The sequence below is a fragment of the Bacteroides sp. Phil13 genome, assembly GCF_001940965.1.
Classification (GTDB): Bacteria; Bacteroidota; Bacteroidia; order Bacteroidales; family Bacteroidaceae; genus Bacteroides; species Bacteroides intestinalis.
In genome coordinates this window covers 1-25,496 of sequence record NZ_MSHA01000015.1, presented here as the reverse complement: position 1 = coordinate 25,496, position 25,496 = coordinate 1, and the positions used below count along the sequence as shown (strand labels likewise).

At 39.9% G+C, this 25,496-nt stretch carries 18 protein-coding genes; 5 read left to right on the top strand and 13 right to left on the bottom strand.

Annotation, left to right across the window (positions count from 1 at the left end; genetic code table 11):
* Positions 1 to 24: 24 nt before the first annotated feature.
* Positions 25 to 1,038, bottom strand: coding sequence for a tyrosine-type recombinase/integrase (locus BWI44_RS02485; RefSeq protein WP_118295268.1), 1,014 nt, complete (start codon positions 1,036 to 1,038; stop codon positions 25 to 27).
* A 309-nt stretch (positions 1,039 to 1,347) separates the two neighbouring features.
* Between BWI44_RS02485 and BWI44_RS02480 the strand changes: the two genes are divergently transcribed.
* Positions 1,348 to 1,644 carry a YtxH domain-containing protein gene (locus tag BWI44_RS02480; protein WP_195209363.1) on the top strand — a complete coding sequence of 99 codons (297 nt, stop codon included), beginning with the start codon at positions 1,348 to 1,350 and terminating at the stop codon, positions 1,642 to 1,644.
* A gap of 68 nt (positions 1,645 to 1,712) precedes the next feature.
* Here the strand turns inward: BWI44_RS02480 and BWI44_RS02475 are convergent, their stop codons facing one another.
* The 10 genes from BWI44_RS02475 to BWI44_RS02430 all read right to left on the bottom strand — a co-directional run bounded on the left by BWI44_RS02475 (position 1,713) and on the right by BWI44_RS02430 (position 14,789).
* Positions 1,713 to 3,215 carry a MutS-related protein gene (locus tag BWI44_RS02475; protein ID WP_195209364.1) on the bottom strand — a complete coding sequence of 501 codons (1,503 nt, stop codon included), beginning with the start codon at positions 3,213 to 3,215 and terminating at the stop codon, positions 1,713 to 1,715.
* Between the two features lie 37 nt (positions 3,216 to 3,252).
* Positions 3,253 to 3,645: a VOC family protein gene (locus BWI44_RS02470; RefSeq protein WP_007665291.1), complete on the bottom strand. Its 393-nt coding sequence runs from the start codon at positions 3,643 to 3,645 to the stop codon at positions 3,253 to 3,255.
* A 106-nt stretch (positions 3,646 to 3,751) separates the two neighbouring features.
* Positions 3,752 to 5,254 (bottom strand): glutamine synthetase family protein, encoded by a 1,503-nt coding sequence (locus BWI44_RS02465; protein ID WP_195209365.1) that lies wholly within the window; start codon positions 5,252 to 5,254, stop codon positions 3,752 to 3,754.
* A 210-nt stretch (positions 5,255 to 5,464) separates the two neighbouring features.
* Positions 5,465 to 6,469 (bottom strand): beta-ketoacyl-ACP synthase III, encoded by a 1,005-nt coding sequence (locus tag BWI44_RS02460; RefSeq protein ID WP_007665295.1) that lies wholly within the window; start codon positions 6,467 to 6,469, stop codon positions 5,465 to 5,467.
* Between the two features lie 172 nt (positions 6,470 to 6,641).
* Positions 6,642 to 7,298 (bottom strand): flavin reductase, encoded by a 657-nt coding sequence (locus tag BWI44_RS02455; RefSeq protein WP_195209366.1) that lies wholly within the window; start codon positions 7,296 to 7,298, stop codon positions 6,642 to 6,644.
* 53 nt (positions 7,299 to 7,351) lie between these two features.
* The gene (locus BWI44_RS02450) at positions 7,352 to 9,175 is read right to left on the bottom strand and encodes a helix-turn-helix domain-containing protein (protein ID WP_229036192.1); all 1,824 of its coding nucleotides are present in this window, start codon (positions 9,173 to 9,175) and stop codon (positions 7,352 to 7,354) included.
* Positions 9,176 to 9,256: 81 nt separating this feature from the next.
* Complete coding sequence (locus tag BWI44_RS02445; protein ID WP_007665299.1) at positions 9,257 to 9,484, bottom strand: ATP-binding protein; 228 nt, start codon at positions 9,482 to 9,484, stop codon at positions 9,257 to 9,259.
* Between the two features lie 46 nt (positions 9,485 to 9,530).
* The gene (locus BWI44_RS02440) at positions 9,531 to 10,988 is read right to left on the bottom strand and encodes a DUF6850 family outer membrane beta-barrel protein (protein WP_195209367.1); all 1,458 of its coding nucleotides are present in this window, start codon (positions 10,986 to 10,988) and stop codon (positions 9,531 to 9,533) included.
* A 91-nt stretch (positions 10,989 to 11,079) separates the two neighbouring features.
* Complete coding sequence (locus tag BWI44_RS02435; protein ID WP_138291711.1) at positions 11,080 to 12,261, bottom strand: DUF4876 domain-containing protein; 1,182 nt, start codon at positions 12,259 to 12,261, stop codon at positions 11,080 to 11,082.
* 26 nt (positions 12,262 to 12,287) lie between these two features.
* Entirely contained in the window at positions 12,288 to 14,789 is a 2,502-nt protein-coding gene (locus tag BWI44_RS02430) for a TonB-dependent receptor plug domain-containing protein (RefSeq protein ID WP_286811023.1), read from the bottom strand.
* Positions 14,790 to 15,802: 1,013 nt separating this feature from the next.
* On the opposite strand from BWI44_RS02430, the gene BWI44_RS02425 reads away from it, so the two are divergent.
* Positions 15,803 to 16,234: a helix-turn-helix domain-containing protein gene (locus BWI44_RS02425; protein ID WP_225663012.1), complete on the top strand. Its 432-nt coding sequence runs from the start codon at positions 15,803 to 15,805 to the stop codon at positions 16,232 to 16,234.
* A gap of 619 nt (positions 16,235 to 16,853) precedes the next feature.
* Positions 16,854 to 18,032: a contractile injection system tape measure protein gene (locus BWI44_RS02420; protein WP_195209369.1), complete on the top strand. Its 1,179-nt coding sequence runs from the start codon at positions 16,854 to 16,856 to the stop codon at positions 18,030 to 18,032.
* A gap of 89 nt (positions 18,033 to 18,121) precedes the next feature.
* On the opposite strand, the gene BWI44_RS02415 is transcribed toward BWI44_RS02420, so the two are convergent.
* Together BWI44_RS02415 and BWI44_RS02410 are read right to left on the bottom strand one after the other, a co-directional pair.
* A complete protein-coding gene (locus BWI44_RS02415; protein WP_007665305.1) occupies positions 18,122 to 19,174 on the bottom strand; it encodes a class I fructose-bisphosphate aldolase in 1,053 nt (350 codons plus the stop codon).
* Positions 19,175 to 19,271: 97 nt separating this feature from the next.
* Complete coding sequence (locus BWI44_RS02410) at positions 19,272 to 20,000, bottom strand: hypothetical protein (protein WP_229036195.1); 729 nt, start codon at positions 19,998 to 20,000, stop codon at positions 19,272 to 19,274.
* 562 nt (positions 20,001 to 20,562) lie between these two features.
* Here BWI44_RS02410 and BWI44_RS02405 point away from each other — a divergent pair.
* Positions 20,563 to 24,555 carry a hybrid sensor histidine kinase/response regulator transcription factor gene (locus tag BWI44_RS02405; protein ID WP_278704771.1) on the top strand — a complete coding sequence of 1,331 codons (3,993 nt, stop codon included), beginning with the start codon at positions 20,563 to 20,565 and terminating at the stop codon, positions 24,553 to 24,555.
* 576 nt (positions 24,556 to 25,131) lie between these two features.
* The coding region (locus tag BWI44_RS02400) for an Arm DNA-binding domain-containing protein (RefSeq protein WP_286811004.1) at positions 25,132 to 25,496 on the top strand (365 nt) is incomplete at its 3' end.

The following is a 25,496-nucleotide window of genomic DNA, read 5'->3' as shown; positions in this document are numbered from 1 at the left end:
TTTGCCGTTACTATGCAAGTAATTTCACCTCAACGAAGTACCATACAGCATATTAAATCTGCCATCTTTCCTCTTTTTACTTTTCTTCACCAAGGAAATCACTTGCCTGTTTATTCTGTCTATCACCTCCGCATCAAACGGTTTCAGATAAGTCATCGTCACCCGAATGGACGAGTGCCCCAACGACTGGCTTATCAGTCCCACAGGTACACCATTATGATAAGCAAGTGTAGCCCATGTATGCCTTGCGGTGTATGAACTTACGGAAACACCGGGCAATAACTGCTTCATCAACCGCGCCAACTCCCGGTTGAAATGCCGTAATGTTTCTTGATAACGGTGGTGATGTTCCTCCATGAACAAGCCACCATGCAGCAACGGGAACAGATACTCTGAATCCGTCTTGTCCCTGTACTTCTGCAACAGCCTCATCGCATCGGGCGGCACATCCACCACCATCAGTTTCCCCGTCTTGTGCCGACGGTAAGTGATGCGCCTATTTCTCAAATCCGACTTCCGCAAGTGTGCCAGGTCGATGAACGGCATACCGCGCAACATGAACATCAGCAGGAAGTAGGTAAGCACTTGCTGTTGACGCAGTGTCAGCACACTAAAGTCCGTATTCCTGAGTTGCTCCATCTGCTCGGCCGTTAGCGCCCGCTTGGTACGCGACTCCACTTTCGTATAAACATCCTTGAACAGCACCGGATTGTACCCCTCTATGCCCGGTGACATCCAGCGATTGTACACCGCCTGCAGCGTACGCATGTAAGTGGAGATCGTGTTCGGACTGGACTGTTGTCCAGCCAACCAGTCCTCATACTCTTTCAGCCTCTCCGGGGTGAAAATCTCCTGCATGGACAGGGAAGCAGTGGTGTTTTTCGGATATCTTTCCTCTGCACAAAACTTCTCATAGGAACGCAGCGTGCAAGCATAAACATGCATTGCCGGGAACTTTCCTTCCCGCTTCAGCATCCCGATAACTTCCGGCATGTAGAGCCGTAAGTCATCTTTCGCATTTTTTCTTTCTACATTCATAAAGCATTGATTTTAATTACATGATTCAAAAAACTGCTTGTACCACAGAACGTACGTGCAGTAGTAATGTTTATGAGCGCCAAAGATAAAGCTAAAGGAATCCGACAAGAGAATATTTATAAATTATACGAATCAGGTATTGAATTTGATTTATCACGGAAAAGAAAGAGTTAATTCAACCCCTGATTCTCATAAATTGTGAAATAGTAGTAATTCTTTCCCTCCCCGTTGAACTAATGCCTTGTACACTCTGTTCTCTGACCAAAATAGAACATTAATTTAGTTTTTAACCATTAAACCTGTTTAATTATGACATGTAAAGATTCTCACTTTTTGATTGGCCTTGGAATAGGTTCAATCTTTGGAGCACTGGCTTATGGCTTTGCCCGCAGTGCAAGAGCAAAAAAAATGAAAGCAGAAGTATTCGATGCCCTGCACAGAATTGAAGGACATACCGAATGCCTGATTGAATCTGCTAAAGAAAAGGCATTGTATGCCGGAGAAAAAGTTGCTGACAAAGTAGCCAATGAAACGTCTGTCATTGCTGAAAAAGCCAATGACATCAAAGGCAAAGTGCACTCTATGGCTGATGAAGCTAAGAAGTAATCAATCTGTTCATTATTGCAAAAACAGAGGGAGGCGGAGGATCATACCTACACTCTCTCTGTTTTTCATTATATACTTGTGATTGAATGAGCCTCACTCACCAATGAAGCCGGATAATCGCAAATCTCCAATATCTTAATTGCATTATGCTCGGTCGCAACTCCGCGCTTCAACTTGTAATCGAAAGACAGGATACCATCTTTCACCGACTCGCTGAAATAGTATAATTCGTATTCATCTTCCAGCATATCGGCCAGTTCTAGATCGTGCGTAGATACAAATACCACATTATCACTTTTCACCAGCCAGGAAAGCACAGCTTTTGAAATCGCTATCCGCTCCTTGGTATTGGTTCCTCTGAACAATTCATCAAGCAGGAAGAGATAATTCCCATGACCGCTTTCATCTACGAAATTCTTGATAGTCGTCACTTCCTGCATAAAGTAACTCTTATTCTCCATCAAGTTATCTCCCTGGTGGATGGAAGATAGAAGAGAAATTCCGGTATTTATCTCAAAGACTTCTGCGAAACAGGTATGAAGTGCTTTCGCTGCCAACAGATTCACTCCTATCGTACGCATGAAACAGGTCTTACCTGCCATATTCGAACCGGTTATCAATGCCGATTTCTCATGTAGTACCATATCGTTCGGAATACAGTTTTCTATCAGAGGATGATACACAGCCTGTGTACGCAATCGCTCCCCTGCCCTGTTATCTCCCGGCAGACAATAATAAGGTAGCTCCTCCCTCAAGATGGCAACAGACAAAATGGAATCCAGAAAACCTATGAAGCGGTAAACATTGTGAATAGCCGTCGCCTTCTCCTTCAACAGATGAAAAGTTCTGCCTACCGCATACGCTTCGTGGAGAAAGAATACCCGGATTAATTCCGCTACCATATAAAACATAATAGCCATGTCGTTATCCAGACTGAGGTTGAAACGGAAATAAGAGATATACTTCTTCAGCCCCTCTACAGCCTTCAGGTCATTCGTGATAGAAGGATCTACAGAGACAAACTCCTTGTTCTGCGCCAGCTTTCCCGCCTGTCTTATCATTTTCAGAAGTTGAGGTATGGAGAAAAAGTATCTCTGGATTTTCGCCTTATTACGATAGTGCAACACTGCATTCGCCACAAATGAAAAAACAAATAAAGTAAGAAACACTCCCGAATGAGTGAGCAGCATCAGAGCCAGAAACAGCAAAGGCAGAAACCGGCAGACATTAATAAGAGCCATCTCCTTGGCACCAATCCCTGTATTATCATTTTCCAGAATGGATACGATGGAATAAGCATCCGGTTTATCCAGTTCCTTCAGTGCATTGCTTAAAAGAGTACGCAATTCCGCATGAGTTGCCAATGAAGACAGAAGTGCTTCCTGCTTTTCCATACCGGAGGTTTTATCCGATAGCAGAAGATAATACAAGTACTGTCTGCCTATGCTGGAATGACAATAATCTATTTCGGCAAACAGGTCATCCAGATTCAGATCGTCAATACTGTTAGCGGATAATCCGGTTTCGCCTTCGGCATTTCTATAAAGGAAATAGTTCGCAATTTCGGACATGGTGTATTCTTTATGGTTCAGTAATTGTTTTGTGTATTTATTCAGCCTCTTCCGTATCAAGGCAGAAAGGATGTCCTGCCGGATCAAACATCGTTCGTGAAGTCCTGAAGTACTGCTCATCTGCCTGCCGGGCTCCCAACTGAATGGCATAAACCACAGCCTCCTCCAGATTTTCCACATAGAAATCAAGATGAAGCATTTGTCCCTGCTTACCTTCTTTCCAAGGCCATACAGGTGGCTGGTACTCTTCAATCTCCTGAAACGCCATCACCATACCGGATGGAGAAGTGATAGCCGCCCAACCATTCGCACGCTGATGTGTCAGCTCCCACCCCAGCAGTTTACTGTAAAACTCTGCTAAAACTCCTGCATCTTTACAGTCAACCACTATATTCATCTTATAGACTAAAGATTTCACATTTGATGTCATAAAGCCCTGTTTTATAATCAATTTATTGAGTAAACAACGGGAGATCCGGACTTCTACATCCGAACCTCCCTATTCTATACTCCTATCTACAAATACAAGTTTTACTTTATCCGCAATGGAAATACTTATTAACCAGTTTCAGCATTTCCTCCTGATTGTCACGTACTTCACTACGTAAAGTACGATCTTCATAGGAATGCAATTTACTGATAATTCCATCGACCATTGCAGAACTAAATACATGATACTGTTCGAAAGTAGCACGCTGTTTTTCCAGGCAATCGGCAGAAGCGGCACAGCTATCAGGGAGTTGAGCCAATTGTTTCAGTTTATCCTCATTTTCCTTCTTATGAATATTCACATTCACATAGGTCTTTTCCGCAATCTCCAAAGCATTTTCAATTTCAAAACCATGACGGCATGCTACGGCCAATCCGGCTATCAGTTGGTACAAATCGGCAGAACCGTCCGGAGAGCGCATTTCCACAGTTTGTTTCTGTGTAGTATCATAGTGGCTGGGAGCTTCCAATGGATTAGCCAGCATACACATATCTGTCTTTGCCGACCATCCAAGCGGAACACGTACCAATACGGAACGGTTACGGTCACCCCAGCAAATATTTGTCGGAGCTTCCTGATGCGGCACCAAACGGAAATAAGAAGTAGGATTCGTATTACCAAAAGCTGTAATGGAAGGTGCAAGCTCCATCATTCCCGCAATAGCTTTACGGGCAGTTTCAGAAAGTACGCCATCTTTCAACATCTGGTTTTGACCGTCTTTCATAATACGCATATGGATATGCAATCCTGAACCGGCCTTTCCAGCAGTAATTTTCGGAGCAAACGTAATGTCATACCCATATTGATAGGCCAGATTACGGATAACCCATTTCGCAATCATCAACTGATCGGCAGCCAGGTCGGCACGTACCGGTAAGAATTCAATTTCATTTTGCTCATAGATTTTACCGTCAAGCGTGAAGTTACCTACCTCGGAATGCCCGTATTTGATCTGTCCGCCCGCCTTTGCAATATGCAGCATACAGTCGGTACGGAAATCATTGAACTTGGCATAAGGAGCAGATTCATGATAGCCACGTTGATCAGTGGCAGGGAACAGTCCACTATCTTCTGATATCACATAATATTCCAATTCGCCCATAGCCTGGAATTCCATTCCGGTTACATCAGTAAAGGCTTTGCAAGCTTTACGCAACGTATATTCCGGTGAGCTTTCCAGAAGTTCGCCATCTTTATTGAAGTAAGAGCAAAGCATGGAAAGTGTTGTGGTTTCAGCAAAAGGATCAATAAAGGCTGTGCAAAAACGCGGCACTACATACAAGTCGCTACTGCCCGCTTCAATAAATGGGAAAAGGCTTGATCCGTCTACACGCTCACCACAAGTCAGTATGGCATCAAGGTAAGCAGCGTCGTTAATGACAAAATTCAATGTTTTCAGTCGCCCGTCTGCAGCGGGATACATGAAGTTCACCATGCGAATATCGTTCTCCTTGATATAAGAAATAATGTCTGCTTTCGTAAATTCGGAAGCCGGTTTTTGAAGAGCAGCCACCAGTTGGTTGGCACTCATCGATAGTTCATGATTCATACGTTGGTTGTTTTTTAAGTTATTGTATGGTTAACAATGTGTTGTCATGCAATGATTCCCCACAAAGATAATATTTTATAATAACTTCAATATATATGATACTCAAAAAAAGAAATAGAATGAAGGTTTGGCAAAAAGTGATGAGATAAACTATTTGTATATCCGGGTTGTTATAATAAGAAAAGTTATAGGGAATAGTAACCCGGACTACTATTCCTTTTTTCCGTCATATCCCCACTTTACATAAATAGCACCCCAGGCAAACCCTGCCCCAAATGCAGTAAAGATGAGGTTATCGCCTTTCTTTAGCTTATCTTCAAAATCCCAGATACAAAGCGGAAGTGTGGCAGCACTCGTATTACCATAACGCTCGATATTAACCATCACTTTCTCGGTTGGAATCTCCAAGCGTTGCGTTACAGCAGTGATAATGCGCTGATTGGCCTGGTGTGGAATTACCCAGTCAATATCGTCTTTACTTAAATGGTTTCTTTCAATGACAGCTTCACAAGCATTAGCCATATTGGCTACGGCATATTTGAAAACCGTACGCCCTTCCTGATAAATGTAATGCATATGATTTTCCAGCGTATAATACGAAGGAGTACATACAGAACCACCTGCTTTAATATGTAGGAAAGGCAGTCCCTTACCATCTGTTCTCAGCACTGAATCCATTACACCTAAATCTTCCGTAGTAGGTTCCAGCATAAAGGCTGCCGCACCATCACCGAAAATGGGACAAGTGGCACGATCCGTATAATTTATGATTGAAGACATTTTCTCAGCTCCTACTACGATAATCTTCTTGTAGTTTCCCGAGCGAATAAAGTTTGCTCCCGTCTCCAGTGCATACAGGAAACCGCTGCAAACCGCCTGTACATCGAAAGCAAAAGCACGTTTCAATCCCAGTCGCTCACACAGAATGGAGGCTGTAGAAGGTAAACGATAGTCAGGAGTAGTAGTAGCTACAATCACCAGATCAATTTCATCCGGTTGAGAATTCGTACGTTGCATTAACTGTTTGGCAGCCTTGCGGGCCATATACGAAGTTCCCAGTCCCTCTTCATGCAAAATACGTCTTTCCTTTATGCCTATACGTCCCATAATCCATTCATCGGTGGTATCGACCATTTTGGAAATCTCATCATTGGTCAGGATATAATCGGGTACATATCCTCCGACTCCTGTAATTACTGCGTTTATTTTCTCCATAAACTCTACCTAGTTTAGTAAATTCTGATTATAGGGACAATTATATATAAGTGATACTTAAGAAAATGCGGGCGCAAATATACAGAAAAGACTATGAATTCCAAGAATTGGCCAAAAACACTTTGGTCTTTTACCAATGAAAAGGAATAATTGACCAAAATTTCGTTGAATATTATTTCTTAATCCAAATATTAACGATTTCTGAGATAAACATTTGATGTTTGGAAGGTTCGTTTTTATAAGCTTCTTCCATAATTTTTGATTTATAAGGTTCGGTCAGGTTGGCATAGTCCAACTCCTGAACAAACATTTTTTTGCACTCAATAATCATTCGTGCTTCTTCAAAGCTCATTAATCCTGAAGGAGTTTCCAGAGAAGTAAGTCCGGCCTCTTTCACCTTATCCGTATTCCTTCCTGACATTGTACCGCATATACGCAGGGCATTGCGATATTTTTCATTAAAGAAGCTGAGGGTGAAACTCTCATGCTGTTGGAGGAATTGATAAGTATAGCGGGTATCGCGTATAAAAATAAAGGTAGAAGGACGTTCCCAAATGTATCCCATACCACCCCAACTGGCAGTCATTGTATTGAAAGAGTTTTCATCGCCTGCCGTTACAAGCATCCACTCTTTACCAATCAGCTGAATCACATTGTCGGGCAAATCGGAGGCTTCAAGTTTATCGTAACGAGATTGCCAATCAGTAGAGGTTACACCACTTTCGGAGGATTCGGAAGTTTGATCATTTACCTTCTTATCACTGGGATTCGTGCAAGATGCAAGGAATAAGAAAAGACTGATTACTGGTAATAAAATAGTTGTTTTCATTGATATAGGATAATTAAGTTATGAATCATTTAGTGTGCTCAAAGATAATCAATTTACTGAAAAGCCTTCTCTACTTTAGGAAGTGTTTGTTCAATAAGAAGTTTATTCATAAATTCACTTGGACTCATGTTATGACACCTCTTAAAGTTCCGAACAAAAGTACCAGTGGTTGCATAACCACACTGCTCCGGCAAATCTTTAAGGGCAATTGAAGGATTTTCTCTCATCAGTTGTTCGGCATGCTGAATACGGAAATTATTCAGCCAAACACTGAAGCCTTTATCACAGAATCTATTGATGCTAACCGATAAATAAGAACGATTCGTATTCAGTACATCAGCCAATGTCTCTATCGTAAGGTCACTTTTAAGGAAGTATTGTTCATCACGAACTTTATGTAAGGCTTGCCAGAATAAAAGTTCATATTGATCCATAGATACAGAATGTGATTCAGACGCATCCCCTTCATCGCATTTCTTAATCATTCCTTGAAGTCTATAATTTACGGCACCTTGTTTCTTCAACTTACGGTACATAGATATGGACTTGAATGTAGCTGCTACAGAAATTACTAATAGAAAAATACAGATTGCAGCCACATGTGTATTTACTCTATTGGCATCTTCACTCTCATTTAATTCATGTTTCAATTCCTGAATCTTTAAACGCTCTGCATAATTCTTTTTATCGTTCTTTGCCTTAAATTCCAAATACGTTTGCAAAACAGAATCTCGTCGAGCTAATAAATCAAGAGCTTTTTCATATTGCTTAGTTTCACGGCAGAAAGAACTGAAATTGGTAAGAGCTTTTATTTGGAGCTCCATCCGAACGGGCGTTTTAACCCTCTCTTTCATTAAAGGTTCAACAATCATATAATATTGACTTGCTTGTTGAATCTTACCTTTTTTCCACAATAAATCAGCAAACAAATAACAAGGAGATAAAAAACAATTAGGCAAGATGGCTTCTCTACCTTGTTTTTGATAGTTCTTCGCTTTCTCTTTATAAGATTTCATAGCCCTATCCAAAAACACAAAAGCGGAATCTTCCTGTCCTTCTGGAATATAGGTTTCAGCCATCATACAGTTTAGAACAATCTTATCACCTCTTTCTGATAACAACCTTGCAGCTAAGTAAATACGTGCACTATCAGGCTTATTAAGCTCCATATAACTTTTTACAACTTCATTCTGCATTGAAGGATTAAACGCTATTTCCGGTTTTATTTTGTTATAATATTCCAATGATTCCGAATAATACCCTGCTCCACATAAATATTTTATCAACATAATACCAGAGACTTGTTGTAATTCTATGGATTTATGTTCTAATGCCAACTGGTATGCCTCCTTGTATAGTGGTAATGCATTTTCATAATCTTCCAACATTATAAAATGATTCGCTATAGTTAGAAGGCACTTGCCCACATCTTCCGGTCTATCAGCCTCACGATACTGTTTTAATAATTTATACCAAATAGGAAGAAATTCATCTTGATTCCCCCGTTCGTTAAGCAATAACGCTTTCATTTCATTCACTTGCCATTCTTCCTTCTGTGAAAGTGAATGATTGGCTTCTAACATTTCTATCCATTTAAGCCCCTCTAAATAAGCACCTGAAACTCCAAATCTATCCAAATTACTATAAATCGTCACTAATTGAAGTAAAATTTTCTTTCTATTTCCACCAGAACTTAAAGGTAAAACCTCTATTAAAAGTCGTTTCTGTTTTTGTATTCCATCTATCTCTTCTTCGTTTCTATACGATATTTTAATTATAGATGCTATTCTATCCTGATCTGACATTTTTTTGACCTCAGATAATAAAGAATCAAAAGAAACTGATAATATCGGCATCTTTGATAATTCTTCATCCAAAACTTCTCTTTTACCTGAATTAGAACAAGCACTGCATAAGAACAGAAAAAGAAATAGATAGAAACTCTTCACTTGGTATAACTATCTAAAGGTTATAGCCCTGAATGCACAAGCACTAGCACAATCTTCACACTCACTACAGTATCTTTCTTCTTTCATCTTAACCTTCTCATTTTCAATGTAAAGAAGTCCCAAACTGCAAGCATCCACACACTCACCACATCCCGTACATTTGTCAATGTAAATAATCCATCTACCGACAGGTCCCGAACCTAAATTCCGGCCATCCAAATTTTCTTTCTTTTCCATAACTTTGTTGTTTTTGAGTTAGTCGCCTCAAAACTACGGAATCTATTTAGAAAAACAATCCTATTTGTACAGAAATATTTTCCTTATTTGAATTAAAAAGATTTTTAGAAGCATTTTCATATCCCGCCGTCAATCGGGCAAACCAAGTAAAAGAAGCTGTATAAGTATAAGTTAGAGATAAATGCAATGCCCATCTGGGCTCTGTTAAGTAATTGTACTCCTGTTCCAATCGATCCATATTCTGCCATAATTTGATTGCGGGCGTATTCTGTCCTGATTGCAGCTGTTTTTCAGCTATCATAGTTCCACCTCCTTTACCGTACTCTGCCCCAATAGCTAAATCAATTCGGGCATTAGATAATAAGAAATTCCTAGTAAATGTAGAATATGTAGTAAAACGGCATACAGTTTGCGAATATTCAGCCGGATAAAAAAGCAATTGACTTTTTGTCTGCTTAAAGTCAATTCCCGAAACGATAGAATAACGACTATTCCACTCATTATAAAGTTGATAGTAACCATAAGTCAACCCATATTCATTAATACGGGCAGTAGAACGGAGAACCTTCCCCGAAGAATGCCATGTACCCATGTTCTCTTCCTGCAGCTGCAAAAGATCATAACTATCCGACTTGTCAAACAAAACTTTACAACTCCATTCGTGTCGATTAAACGCAGAGACTAATGAACCTACACCTTTATAATCCAGTTTCCAGCCATCTGTTTCACCTTCTTTCTTGTTTTGTATACGGTCACTTACTGTATTTTGTCTGACAAGGCTCCCTCCTATCTGTTGAAATAGCCGGAAGCGTCCATAAACTCCCTCTTCTTGTAAGAATCCTCCGAACTCCTGTGCAGAATAATACCATTTTATATTTTCTCCTTTAGGCAAAGTTTTAAAGTACCCTAACGGATAAGAAACAAAGAAAGGATATGTCGTATGAGTACCTATATTCTGATAATCCACCGTTTCTTTACGATTGCCATAAAATATGGAAGCACCCAAACGGTGACTTCCACACTCATAACCAACTCCGGGAGTTATTTTCCACTCCATCCACTGGTTTTCATTCCGGGGATCTGTATCCTTGGCATTCAGGTCAACTAAATAATCGAACCTCGAACCAATCAGCCAACGCAAAGAAACGGGTAATGAAAATGCACCGGACAGTTGATATTGTTCCGAACGTTGATCGCCACTCACTGAGTCACAAAGATTTATTCCACGCCAGCAGTCACCGGTCATCCCATTCCAGTTCACCTCTTGCTTCCGGTTATTCACATATCCTATTTTTCCATATAAAGAGACATTACCTATAGTCTGGTAGGATTCACCAAACACCGCATACTTATTGGATGAAGCGGGCAAACTGACATTACCAAAGTTTCCATCTTCAAACCTATACCCCACTTCCGCCACAGAGAACGAGCGGAAACGGTTGAATGACATTCCTACCGGATTAGCTCCTGTCAGCCAATTATTCTGCTGATAAATCTCTTGCATAGAATAGATATGTAATGAATCAGACTGCGCATATATGGGAATCGCCGACAGAAGCCATAAAATAAATAATGTACTCCGCATAGTTGCTTGCTTATTTTTTCAAAGACGGTTTGGATACGATAAAGTCCTCCGCCGCATTGTTCGTATCCTGATAAATGAAACGCCCGTTGGTTGATGCTGCACTTTTACGTATCAACGATTTCCCGGAATAATCTCCTTCCGGAATATACACAGGTTCATGGTTCAGTTCATCAGGCACACGCTTATTGGCAAGCTTGGCTTCATTTTCCACGCACTCCGCACAATCAATCACCCACTCTTTCGGAATCATCAAATAGAATTTAGTCTTATTAGAAGCTTGGGGCCTGTTTTCCCTGTTCAATGGATTATTTACATATTCCTCCGCACTAATACCTTCAAATCCAAATATCATGAATGTGGGGCCAACTACCGGAAATGAATACATCCATGCAGTCGAGTTAAGATTTAAAAGCAGATTTAATGGTTTCACACCGGGTGCTATGTTCTGTTTGCTCAAACTTACATGCCAGAATCCCCAGTCAACTTTAGATAAATCAACTGAATTGGCATGCTGATATTCGCCTCCGGTATGATCTACAGCATTCGTTGCAATGGTAGTTTCTGCTCCGGGCAATAAAGGATACTCCTTACCGCTACCCGGAAATTGCCAAGTCATATCAGCAACGGGAATCCGTTTCATATCCGTATATTTCACCCAAGGAGATACAATACCTGGCATCGGATCCACCAAAGCCAGACACAATCCATCCAGATATACAGTCTCATCAGAGTTATTATAGAGTGTAACATATTGATCTGCCTGATAATCTGCTCCCAACTCTCCTTTACAACCCACATAATAAATCTCTTTAATGACCAATGCATTTATTTTAGAACGAGCCAGTTGCAACTGGACTTTCATCACTTCTTCACCCAGTTCGGGCAATAACGACAAAGATTCCAATCTTCCACTGAAAATAATTCCGGAAGCAGATTGATAATGTACGGCAACTGTATAATATCCATATTCCACATTAAACAAAGCTACTCCATCAGAAGAACATGAAGAGGTATAAACCGTACCTTGATCCTTATTTGTCAATACCACCTCCATCTCTTCGAAAGGCAAGGTCACTTCATCCGTAGAAGAAAGTAGTTGAACACTCACAGAGCATGAAGAACGATTCTCATCCCCGGTACAAGCACATAGGAATAACACGAAGAAAAACAATACATAATATTTCATTCTCATTCAATATCTAAAATTTAATACCAACTTTAAAAACGGATACTAATTTCCGCACCATAATATAAATCCGGATTCACAACTGCATATTTCTGTATACTCTGCCGATATCGTTTCGGATTGGATTGCAGCAGATTATTAGCACAAAAAGCAACCGAAACATGACGTCCTATCTCTTTAGTAACCCGAAGATTCAATAAGAAATAAGGTTTATACGAGTCCGTCAGAAAAGCGGTAGTTGTATTCGCCCTGATCACTAAATCAGCAAAACATTCATCCGTCGCCATGTCCGGCGTGAAAGGATGTTGGTTTCCCTCTCCATCTATATAATAAACCGGATTCAAGCACTTCTGATTATTACTATCCGTGTACATAGGATTATTAAACCGACTCTCCATTCCCCGCTGTTGTTTATCCATCCACACCGCCTGAAGCGTTAGGCTTGTGATCAAACCGATTCTGGGAATTTGAGTAACACACTGAAACCGGCTATTCAATTGCTGCCAGATTTGAGTATTCGCAACAGAAGGCCCTGTTTCGTAAATACCTACATAAGGGTAAGCTTTTCCATTCACTTCTATCTGGGGATGCAAGGCAGAAAGTGCCGTATTCTTTTCGCATACATCCAGATATCCGCCACTTATGTAAAATGAAGAACGCAGTGCCTTTGAATGAATCGGACCAATGGTATATTCAATACCTTGTTTTTCCTGTTCTATACCATTCTGGGGTGATAAATAGGTAGCAAACGTAGTATTCAAAGTATATGGAAGAAGTTCACCATCATTCATGACACCCTCATCCGTCAATTCCGGTTGTTCTCCTTTACTGATCAAAGGGGAATAGCGGCGATAGGAAAAAGGTTCGGCAAGTTGAGAGGTACAATAGCCATTTTTGAGATGTTCCTTAAACCATACCACATCCGCAGTAACACCTCCTATCCGGAAATTCACCCCTATTTCAAACTTCTGATTAACAGGCAAACGCAAGTCGGAGTTAAAATTACGGTCAGTTATAAATGTATGCATGACGGTCAGACGCTGATTATTCTCAGCATCATTGTACGTAAAACAATTCATATCCGTATACGATTTATCGGGATACAAATAAGTAAGTACAGGCATCTTATGCATCAATCCCCACCCCAGACGTACACTGAAACGACTTAGAAAAACATCATCCGTCCTATCAATAAATATCTGGGAAAGATTGATACGCGGATCAACAGAAGAGTTCCGTTGTAGACGCTTAGTCGGCAACTGAGTAAAACGCACCCCCGCCTGCACTTCGGTCCGCATCTTCCCATAACGGAGAATAAAGTGATTTTCAGCAAAAGCAGAATACTTATATAATAAAGGTATATCCCGATAAGACCTTGTCCGCACTCTGAGCATTTCCAAGGGAGGACGAAGAGGATCGAAACTGATTCCTTTTCCACGATTCCCTTCCACCTCAGCATGAAGCCCCAGTTGAAAATGGTTACTGATATTCTCACCCATCGTTTTTCTGTGATTGGCAGTCAACGATACATCTCCGCTCAACGGCTTGCCTTCAACGGATAACTGAGAGAAATAATGGGGAGGCAGGAACACTCCGGCATGTTCACCTGCCTGCGCGGTATAGGTAGTGACTTGCTGTGTTCCCGAATAATATGTACTGGATTCATTCTTCTGGCTCCCATACGTAAACCCTAGCTGATATTCAAGATTGGAAATCCAGGAACGATTCAATTTCCACTGTCCATTAGCAGAAAAGGATATGTTTTGATCCTGATATTTCCGAAATTCACCATCCACCGTATTCTGCCCTCTTTTATCATTGTTCTTCATCCAATAACCACGCATATTAAGACGCAAAGTAGCAGACCGGAAATCCTTCGCATAAGCCGCTTGGATTCCAAATCTTTGAAAAGATTCTTCAAAGACTTGAGGCGATTGATTTGAAAGTGCATAATCTGCTCCTAAATAGAGAGTTCCCCCATTATTACTGATCGCAATGCCCTTCCCCACAGAAGCAAGTTTCTCCGTAGCTGTCAGACGAATACCGATGGTAAGAGGTTGTATCCCGGCTTTCGACTTGACCAGAACAACCCCACTGGTCACATCTCCATAACGTGCCGAAGGAACACCACGTATCACCTCGACCGACTCCACAGAAGATGGAGACAAGGAACGCACGTCGAAACCGGATAACACCGTGCTATTAAAAAGGCTGCCCCTACCTTCAAGTCCCATTTGCTGCATATTGGCATTATTATTCATGCGGAGTCCATCCACCTCTATGGTTGTCCCTAAAGCATTAGTCGTATTTTCAGAAGTTGCACTGCGGATGGTAAAGGCAGCCGGAGCATTCAGATCCGGATTGCGTACAAGAACGCCGGGTAATAATTGAGATAAGCCAGAAAGGTCAGTAACCTGTATATGACAAATAGCATCCTGCCCAATGACAGAACGGGTTCCCGGAGCATCTGATTGAGTAGCAGTAACAATCACCTCCTGTAACCGGATGTTGCGAAGAGTATCTATAGCCTGCATTTCAGTCTGTCCATATACCGCCAGCGAACAAACCCAAAAAGCAATTAATATATAACCCCTGTAACAATTATTCATTTGTACAACCCAAGATGGTAATTTACATACCTAACGAGCGTTATATAGCAACCCTCAGATTAGGGGGGCAAAGGAAACAATTTTCTACCAACATTTCATCACCAAACTTAAAAAAATGCAGAATAAAATCATTCTTTTCGGACTTTTGTGTGTACATTTGCAAGCAACAGAACAACAATATCATGCCATTTTTCATATTAAAGACATTACTTATTTGTACTTTTCTGCTGACTTGGGCTGTACTAGGTCTTGCTTCTATCTCTCTGATTTGGAGAAACAAGCATAAAAAGGATTTGGCCATATTATTAGCACCAATCCTACTAATATACTGGGGGTTAACGTCGTATAGCACATTATACGAAAATTTCTTCCTGCTTCAAAGAACATCCCTCTTACCCACCCTATACTGTTGGGGACTGACTTTTCTCCCTCCTTTACTCTATTTCTTTATCCGCTTCCGTATTACCGGAATATTTCCCCAAAAGCCACAATGGTGGAAACATATGTTACCTTCGATGGTCTTATCGTGTTGTTACATATTGATGTCAGTTTTAAGTCCGGTGGCAGATCGCTTAACTTACAGTTGGGCTGAAATTCTATCATCGTTCCCGGCTTGGTGGACACTTTTCCGTTTAACGTGTATAATAACAGGGATCACACAGACTTTCATTTACGTATTACTCTTGCGAAAGATGAATGAAACAGACTGTATATTCCTAAAATCAGCTTCCGATATTCAAAGAAAAAGCATCCTAATATCAGGGTTCTTCTTCATGTTCTTACTGAATATGTTCACTTCTTCATATATCTGCAATCTTTTATACAACCTTTGTATTGGCATATTAAGTGGATATATCTTTTATAATTCTCTCTTACACCAATTCGTAAAACAAAAGCTCAAGTTACGTATTTATCGGGAAACATCGTCCCAGTTCCCTGTGAATAACCTAAATCAACAACTAGAAAGCAAATCAGAAAAAGAAGTCGTAGAAAAAGAGGTGCTCATAAATGGCAAGAAGAACTCCAAAGTATACTTGACTCCTCAAAAGATCGATGAAATAAACCAACTATTACAAACACCGGAATTCATTTATGATCAAAAAATAAAATTGGAGCAGTTTGCTCAAAGAGTGGCAGTCAATTCCACCTATTTAAATAGATATTTCAATCAAGAATATGGATGTAGTTTCCTTCAATACCTTACGTCACTTCGCATCGAAAAAGCAGAAATGCTGCTAAGAGATTCGAATGCAGAAATAGAAGACATCTGTTATAATACAGGTTTCAACAGCCCTTCTGCATTTCACAAAGCTTTTAAAAACCGATATGGTTGCTCTCCCTCGGAATGGAGAAGAAGATGTCTCACTTAAAAGTTGAATCGCAGTCAATCCGTATCAGAACGATGCATTTATTTATTTCACATTAGGAATTATTCTACTGAAGACCAGAGATATATCTCTTTATCCTTAGGAACAGTCGAGTGTTGACCTAGGTTAACAAGCCTATCAACCTTGGTTGACGAGCCGATTAACCTTGGTTGATAGGCTTGTCAGCCAAGGTCATCCCCCAATAAGACTTATTGGAAAACTCAACACACACAGGGCAAGAGACAAATGATCCCTTGTTTGTTTTCTAATCACTGTTGAAGCTTTTACCGCAAAACATATGGATAAATCTTGTTTAGCACACACTTCATATCATCAAAAAAAGGTTGAAATCGTAAAAACAGAAAGATTTATTCTGAATAAATATTCTGAATTTCAGCCACTTAAAATTATTATTTTAGTTTACTGATTTTAGCATTTAGATTTCCCAACTTCCAGCTATTTTTGCCTGTGTTCATCTGAGGGAACAATAATATAAACCAACGGATATTTCCGGATAATTGTTATGAAGGAATGGTTGCATTAGCCATTTTATAAAACAGCTAAAAACAAACTGAAAATCAATATACAATAATCAACAAATACAATATTAATTTTTATTCTTATGAAAAATGCAAAAATAGACATGAGTAGGGAAACGGATACTTTCCGTGTCTCCCAAGAAGGAATGTATATTATTACAGGTACCAATTCAAGACATGGAATAACAGTATCTGCCGGAGTACGTGCAACAATTGTTCTACAAGATGCTAACTTATGTGATCTGGAAAACATGGGTGTTGCATTCCATATTGCGGAAGACTGTCATATCACGGTGATTCTTGAAGGAAACAATATGCTACACAGTGGCCGTGAAATGGCTGCAATCCAATCAAGAAAGAATTCCATCCTGATTATTAAAGGTGATGGGAAATTAATTGCGTACGGTGGAGAAGGTGCAGCTGGTATAGGATGCGGATATGCTACCGAATGTGGTGACATTATTATCGAAAGTGGAACGATAGAAGCCTATGCGGGTTATCAGTACGAGACTTCCTGGCGCGCGGGATCTGCAGGAATAGGCGGTGCCGGTCAATATGCAGGTCGAAAAAGCAAATGTGGAAACATAACTATTACAGGAGGAAAAATCATGGCTAAATGCGACAAAGGAAACTGGGATATTGGTCCGGGCGATGAAGGAACTTGTGGCAGTGTAAAAGTAGATAAGAATGCAATAGCTCCCGGAGTGCGTGTATATGGTTCTCATTTAGGTACAGAACAATACAGAGATTTGAAACACATACCTATATCCAATGCAGGATTGGTCATTCTCTTCCCATTTCTACCAATGCTTTTTATGAGACTTAATATGTTAAGCCAAGATCGCAGGGATTTCAATAGTAACGAATCAAAAGTACGAGCTATATTCATTTTACAACACCTCATGGCAAGTGAAGACAGGGAGTATGATGAAAAAGATCTGTTCCTCAACCGTTTGTTAATAAATTATCCCTTCAACGAGCCACTCCCTAAAAGAATGGAACTAAATCAAGATGAACTTAACACAATAGATTCTCTATTGGAAGCAGCAAAGACAAACTGGGAAAAAATGAGGAATACCTCAATGAGAGGTTTTCAAGAAGCTTTTTTGAGAAGAGCAGGATTTATAGAAAAGACAGAAAGGGAATGGGTTCTAACTGTAGAAGAACGTGCATTCGATATATTATTGGATAGCATTCCCTGGTCATACAAACTTGTACGGTTACCATGGATGGAAAATATACTTAAGGTTAACTGGAGATAAACTCCTGCTCTGACAACAGTTCAGAAATTCACTTTTACATTTAAATAATCAGTATAGAAGACCTTTATCTTCTATACTGATTAAAAATTTTATGCAATCGTTATTGAAGAATCCAAATAAACATCCTGAATGGTATTCAATAATTGAACACCCTCTTCCATTGGCTTTTGGAATGCTTTCCGTCCACTGATCAATCCCATTCCACCGGCACGTTTATTGATAACCGCTGTAACAACAGCATCACGCAAATCCGATTCTCCATGAGATTCACCACCGGAATTAATCAAACCGACACGCCCCATATAACCATTAGCAACCTGGTAGCGACAAAGATCGATAGGATGTGAAGTTGCGAGTTCAGAATACATTCTTTCATCCGTTTTACCAAAATGGATAGCCGTGAATCCACCATTATTGGAAGGAAGTTTTTGCTTTACAATATCAGCCTTGATGGTCACTCCAATGTGGTTAGCCTGTCCGGTAAGGTCGGCTGCCGCATGATAATCAGTGCCATCTTTCTTAAAATCATTGTTTCTGAGATAACACCAGAGAATGGTTGCCATACCTAACTCATGAGCATATTCAAAAGCTTGTGATATCTCAATAATCTGACGACGACTTTGCTCCGAACCGAAATAGATAGTAGCACCAACAGCTACCGCACCCATATTCCATGCTTCTTTTACGGTTCCAAACATCACCTGATCATAAGAGTTTGGATAAGTAAGCAGTTCATTATGGTTCAGTTTTACAACGAAAGGTATCTTATGGGCATATTTACGGGCAACAGCCCCTAATATACCAAATGTGGATGCAACTGCATTACAACCTCCTTCGATTGCCAGTTTCACTATATTTTCAGGATCAAAATAGATCGGATTAGGAGCGAATGATGCTCCGGCTGTATGTTCTATATCCTGGTCGACCGGCAGAATGGATACATACCCGGTATTCGCCAAGCGTCCATGCCCGTACAAAGCCTGCAAGCTATTGAGGGTACGTACATTTCTGTCAGAGTCCACCCAGATTTTATCAATCGCATCAGGTCCAGGAACATGAATTAATTTCTTATCTATTGTCTTACACGTATGGTTCAGGTAATATTCTGCCTGTTGTCCCAACAAATCAACTGTTTTACTCATAATATATTCGTTTTTAATTTAGAATCATACTAAATAAACAGTTTCCCTTTGTCGATTGTTTATTAGTCTTCCGGGAAAGCCATAAGCATAATATGAATTATCGGTGATATTTTCCTTTATCTTTTACCAGTATCACCTTTAACTGCGGATCGAAGAGCATCTCGCGTCCTATGGAAGACAACAAAAGTTGTAACTGACTGCTACGATGTTCCCAAGTCAATAGATCTATGGAACGGTTCAGACTTTCTTTTATCTCAGCATACCAACATCCGGGAAAGGACAGAGCACTCACAACCTTTCTATCTACAATTTCCTGCAAGCCCTTAATAAAGCACTTCTGTTCTTTTCTGCTTAAATTATCCGGATCATCATAAGGTATATAATATGAAGTATAGTAACCATTTTGAGTAAAGACTTCCAAAGCTTTCCAATTTTGTCCTTCTATAATCAACCGTTCTTTCTTTATCTGAAAATATTCCATTAACTTATTCAAACTTGAAAGTGCCGTTATTCTATTCTCAAGGGTCAGATTCTTTATATCCAGCCACATTTTACCTTTTTCCTTTTTCATAAAAGAAAAATAAGATGCCAGACTCAGATTGAAGCTGGTATCAGCATCATGCGTTACATCAAATTTCCGATTCTCACGGAAAACGAGATCGACTTCTATATTCGGATAAATCATATGCTTCTCATATAACTTCTCCATCGAATTACAATGATGAAGCCAGATTTTATCCGGATAACGGCCTATCTCCCGGAATCCCATAAAAAAGATACACATCAATGTCAATACGATTCCCACCACAAGATGAATTGTTTTCATAATCAGTTTCGATAAAAAAATATTTGAAATAAGTTTTTATATCCCTGTTTGGGTAATGATATTGCCTGTTTGTAATGACAAATATAAGATTTTTTATTCAGATAAAAGAATAGAAATAGACGAATCGCTTGTTTCTTTCTGTAAAAATGGTACTTTAATCTGCAATTTATCTAATTACAAATACCATTAGCTGCCATAGCTTTACAACAAAAATAAATTTAAGAATATCCTTGGAACATCTTTGAGTATTCTCATTATCTCAAAATATGATTGTTATGTTATTGCACCACTCCTTTATGTCACTTATAGTTTAGAATGAAATATAGAGCAAGATCTACAGTATAAGTTCCTCTAATGAAAACATATTAAATAACCTTCTATTAACCATCTTTCAACATCCAGCTATTTATATGATTTTTTCCTTCATCATTTTTTGCTATTAAACTTTCCGAAACGCAAATGTTATTAGCCTGCTCATGAAATAAAGTTCATTCATTTTGGTGTATATTTAACCAATATTTTATAATTTTGCAGATGTATTTTTGAATCTTCTGCGAGAAATATGAAAATATCTTTAAACATTAGACAAATTTTTCTTTTTACTGTTCTTTTCATCAGTAGTTCCGTAAGCAGGTGCCAAGTTTATAAGTACATAGGACTGGAAAACGGCTTGAGCAACCAGAAAATATATTATATCCAAAAAGACCGAAGGGGATATATGTGGTTTCTAACCCAGGAAGGGGTAGACCGCTATGACGGAAAATATATCAAGCATTACAATTTTTCAGACGATAGTATAAAGCTAGACTCACGAATTGCTTTGAACTGGCTCTATATGGACAGCGGGAATATATTATGGGTAATCGGTCAGAAAGGTCGTATTTTCAGATATGATTCACAGCATGATAAATTCAAACTGGCCTACATACATCCGGAACTGATCAGAAATAAGCCACAGGCATTTCTAAATTACGGTTATCTGGACAAGAACGACCGCATATGGCTATGTTATAAAGATAGTATTACCTGGTATGATATCCGTACCGGAACGACTTTGCATATGCCTACACCAGTCAACGGTGAAATAACTGCCATTGAACAGACGGATAGCAACCATTTCTTTATCGGTACAGGAAATGGCCTGTTTCATGCCGGGATAGAAAAGGGGAAACTAAATATAATGCCTGATAAAATGGTAGAAGGTATCAGCACATCAGTACATGAACTCTACTACCATGCTGTTTCAAAACAACTGTTTGTGGGAAACTATAAAGAGGGAATACTTATATATGACGTAGGAAAAACAGGAAAAATCATCCCTTGTCAATCACCCAACAATGTAGAGATAAACCGGATCGTTGCTTTGAATGCCCATGAACTTCTAGTAGCCACAGGTGGAAAAGGTGTATATAAACTAGATATGAATACATGCATGAGTGAACCCTATATAACTGCTGATTATAATAGTTATAACGGGATGAACGGAAACAATATTAATGATATTTATGTGGATGAGGAGGAACGTATCTGGCTTGCCAATTATCCTACTGGTATTACCGTCCGTAACAACCGTTATGGAAGTTACGACCTGATAAGGCATTCCCTTGGCAACAGTCTTTCATTGGTGAACGATCAGGTTCATGATGTATTGGAAGATAGTGACGGTGACCTCTGGTTTGCAACCAGCAACGGTATCAGTCTTTATCAGACCGATACAAAAGAATGGCACTCGTTCCTTAGTTCCTTTGATCCGGTACCGGATGATGAGAATCACATCTTTTTGGCACTATGTGAAGCCTCTCCCGGAGTGATATGGGCCGGCGGTTTTATGTCAGGCATTTGCAAAATAGAAAAGAAGAAAGGATTTAAGATTAGCCACATTTCTCCTGCTGCTATTGCAGGAGTACGTCCTGACCAATATATATTTGACATTAAGAAAGATTCGGGCGGTGATATCTGGTCCGGCGGATATCATCATTTAAAGCGCATCAATCTTGAGACAAAAAGTGTGCGTCTATATCCGGGAGTAAACTCTATCACTACCATTCAGGAAAAGGACACCCGGCAGATGTGGATTGGTACAAGAATGGGGCTCTACCAGCTTGACAAGGAATCGGGAGTTTATCAGTATGTTGACCTGCCCATTGAATCTCCCTATATATGCGCTCTGTTCCAGAGAGATGACGGCATCCTATATATCGGTACCCGTGGAGCTGGATTGCTTGTATATGACATTAATAAAAAGAAGTTCATCCATCAGTACCGTACAGACAATTGTGCGTTGATTTCCGACAATATCTATACAATTCTTCCACGTCAGGACGAGAGTCTCCTTATGGGTACGGAAAACGGAATTACTATTTATTCACCTAGAGAACACTCCTTCCGCAATTGGACGCGGGAACAAGGATTGATGAGTGTCAATTTCAATACCGGCTCTGCTACAACCTATAGCAATAATACACTTGTTTTTGGTGGAAATGACGGGGCTGTCAGATTTCCGATAGACATACAGATACCAGAGCCACATTACTCACGTCTATTACTACGCGATTTTATGATAGCCTATCATCCCGTTTATCCGGGCGATGACGGTTCTCCGTTGGAAAAGGATATTGACGAGACCGACCGACTGGAACTGGCCTACGGACAAAACTCCTTTTCTCTTGATGTAGCTTCCATTAATTATGATTATCCTTCCAACATTCTTTATTCATGGAAGATTGACGGTTTTCATAAAGAGTGGAGCCGTCCGAGCCTGGACAATCGAATTGTTGTAAGGAATCTGCCTCCCGGCAGTTATACATTACAGATTCGTGCCATATCCAATGAGGAAAAGTACAAGACCTATGAAACAAGGAGCATTCAGATTGTCATAACGCCTCCGGCATGGGCCAGTGTATGGGCCATGGCTGGATATGCAATCCTACTGGTGTTGGTTATGGTTATCATATTCCGTATCATCATACTGCACAGACAGAAGAAGGTTTCGGATGAAAAAACACGATTCTTCATTAATACGGCCCATGATATACGTACTCCGCTTACATTAATAAAAGCTCCGCTGGAGGAAGTCATAGAAAACCGTATGGTGAAGGAACAGGCATTGCCGCATATAAATATGGCTCTAAAAAATGTGAATGCATTGCTTCAGCTGGCGACCAACCTGATAAATTTCGAACGGGTAGACGTCTACTCTTCCACCCTTTATGTTTCTGAATATGAATTGAATTCCTATATGGATAATGTTTGTGCTACTTTCCGCAAATATGCCGAGATGAAACATGTCAGGTTTGTTTACGAAAGCAATTTTGATTATCTGAATGTGTGGTTTGACAGTGACAAGATGGGATCTATTCTGAAGAATATTCTGTCAAATGCATTAAAGTATACACCTGAAGGTGGCAGCGTACGCATTTATGCCTGTGAGGAAGGAAACTCCTGGAGCATCGAAGTGAAAGATACCGGAATCGGCATTCCCTCATGCGAACAGAAGAAATTGTTTAGGAATTGTTTCCGGGGTAGTAATGTCATTAACTTGAAAGTGACAGGTAGCGGAATCGGTCTGATGCTGGTATACAAACTGGTCAAATTACATAAAGGCAGGATTCATATTCAAAGTACTGAGCATGAAGGCACTTGCGTGCAGGTAACTTTCCCGAAAGGGAACAGCCACCTACATAAAGCAAAATTCATCTCTCCCAAGATACCGAATGAATGTTCGGAGACTATCGTATCTGGTGGCACTCCAGGGTTACTATCCATGGAAATATCCCAAGTAAACGGCTCTCTACAACGTATCTTGATAGTAGAGGACAATGATGATTTGCGCAATTATCTTATTGATATGTTCAAAACGGGTTATAATGTCCAGTCCTGTCCGAATGGAAAGGAGGCACTTGTCATAGTACGGGAGTTTGACCCGGATCTCGTCATATCCGATATAATGATGCCCGAAATGGGTGGAGATGAACTCTGCTCAGTTATAAAAGGTGATCTTGAAATATCTCATATTCCGGTCATTTTGCTGACTGCACTGGGAGATGAAAAAAATATGCTTGAAGGACTGGAAATCGGAGCGGATGCCTACATCACCAAACCTTTCAGTGTGGGGATACTCAAGGCAACAGTCAAAAACATACTTGCAAATCGTACTTTGCTCCGTCAGGTTTATAACAGCATTGAAGATAGAGAACAGACTCTTCCAGTCAATTGCACCAATACCTTGGATTGGAAATTCATAGCCTCTGTCAAAGAATGCATAGAGAATAACATGGGAAATTCGGACTTCAATGTAGACATGCTCAGTAGTCAGCATCACATGAGCCGTACAAGTTTCTTCAACAAATTAAAGGCATTGACCGGTTACGCTCCAGCTGATTATATCCGGATGATACGTTTGCAACATGCCGCACAATTGCTAAAACAAGGCGAACATACAGTAACAGAGATTGCTGACATGGTTGGATTCTCGGATGCAAAATACTTCCGAGAAGTATTTAAGAAATATTACAATGTAAGTCCAAGCAAATTTAATACAAAATCAGAAAACTGATGGTCAATAAAGTTGATTACTCAACTGTTGAGCAGCTGACAAGAAAGGCATTAACTACCGAAGAGAATCATCGTAATAGCCGGAAAAAGATTCCAACTATTACGATGATAAAGAACGACGTTACCAGCATCTTTTTAGACACTGTAATAAATATCTGATCACAGTTTATTACAACAATAGGTTCTTTATCACTCACCCATTGCTTGAAATATAAAAATACATTTCAGAGCACGCACTCAATGTTTAAATTAATACAATATATTATAGAGTTCGTATCATTGATGAAAAAGTCCTCAAAGATCATTTTTTAAAGAATGCTTTGATATGCTTATGCTATACATCAAAAATAAAAAATCCCTGTAAAACATAATTTACAGGGATTTTTTATTTTGCAATTCTTTCCAGCGGAGAGACAGGCTCTCGAACCTACGCTTTCAGAAAATATCATAAAATTGCAAATCACTGATAATCATACACTATCCACGATGCAGAGTAAATCTAAATCTTTCTAAATACCTTTTGCTATTTCAATTTTTGGGTGTATATTTGGGTGTAGAAATTCAAACGCACCCAATTATGAATATCAAACGTAACATCATTTTTGCATTGGAGAGCCGGAAGAAGAACGGTGTGCCAATCGTAGAGAACGTGCCTATCCGTATGCGTGTCATATATGCAAGCCAACGCATCGAGTTTACAACAGGCTACCGGATTGACGTAGCCAAATGGGATGCCGACAAACAACGGGTAAAGAACGGATGCACCAACAAGCTGAAACAAAGCGCACCCGAAATCAACGCGGACTTGCTGAAATACTATGCCGAAATGCAAAACGTGTTCAAGGAGTTTGAGGTACAGGAAACCATGCCCACCACCCAACAGCTAAAGGATGCGTTCAATCTGCGGATGAAAGACAGCAGTGAAGAACAACAGGAAGAAGC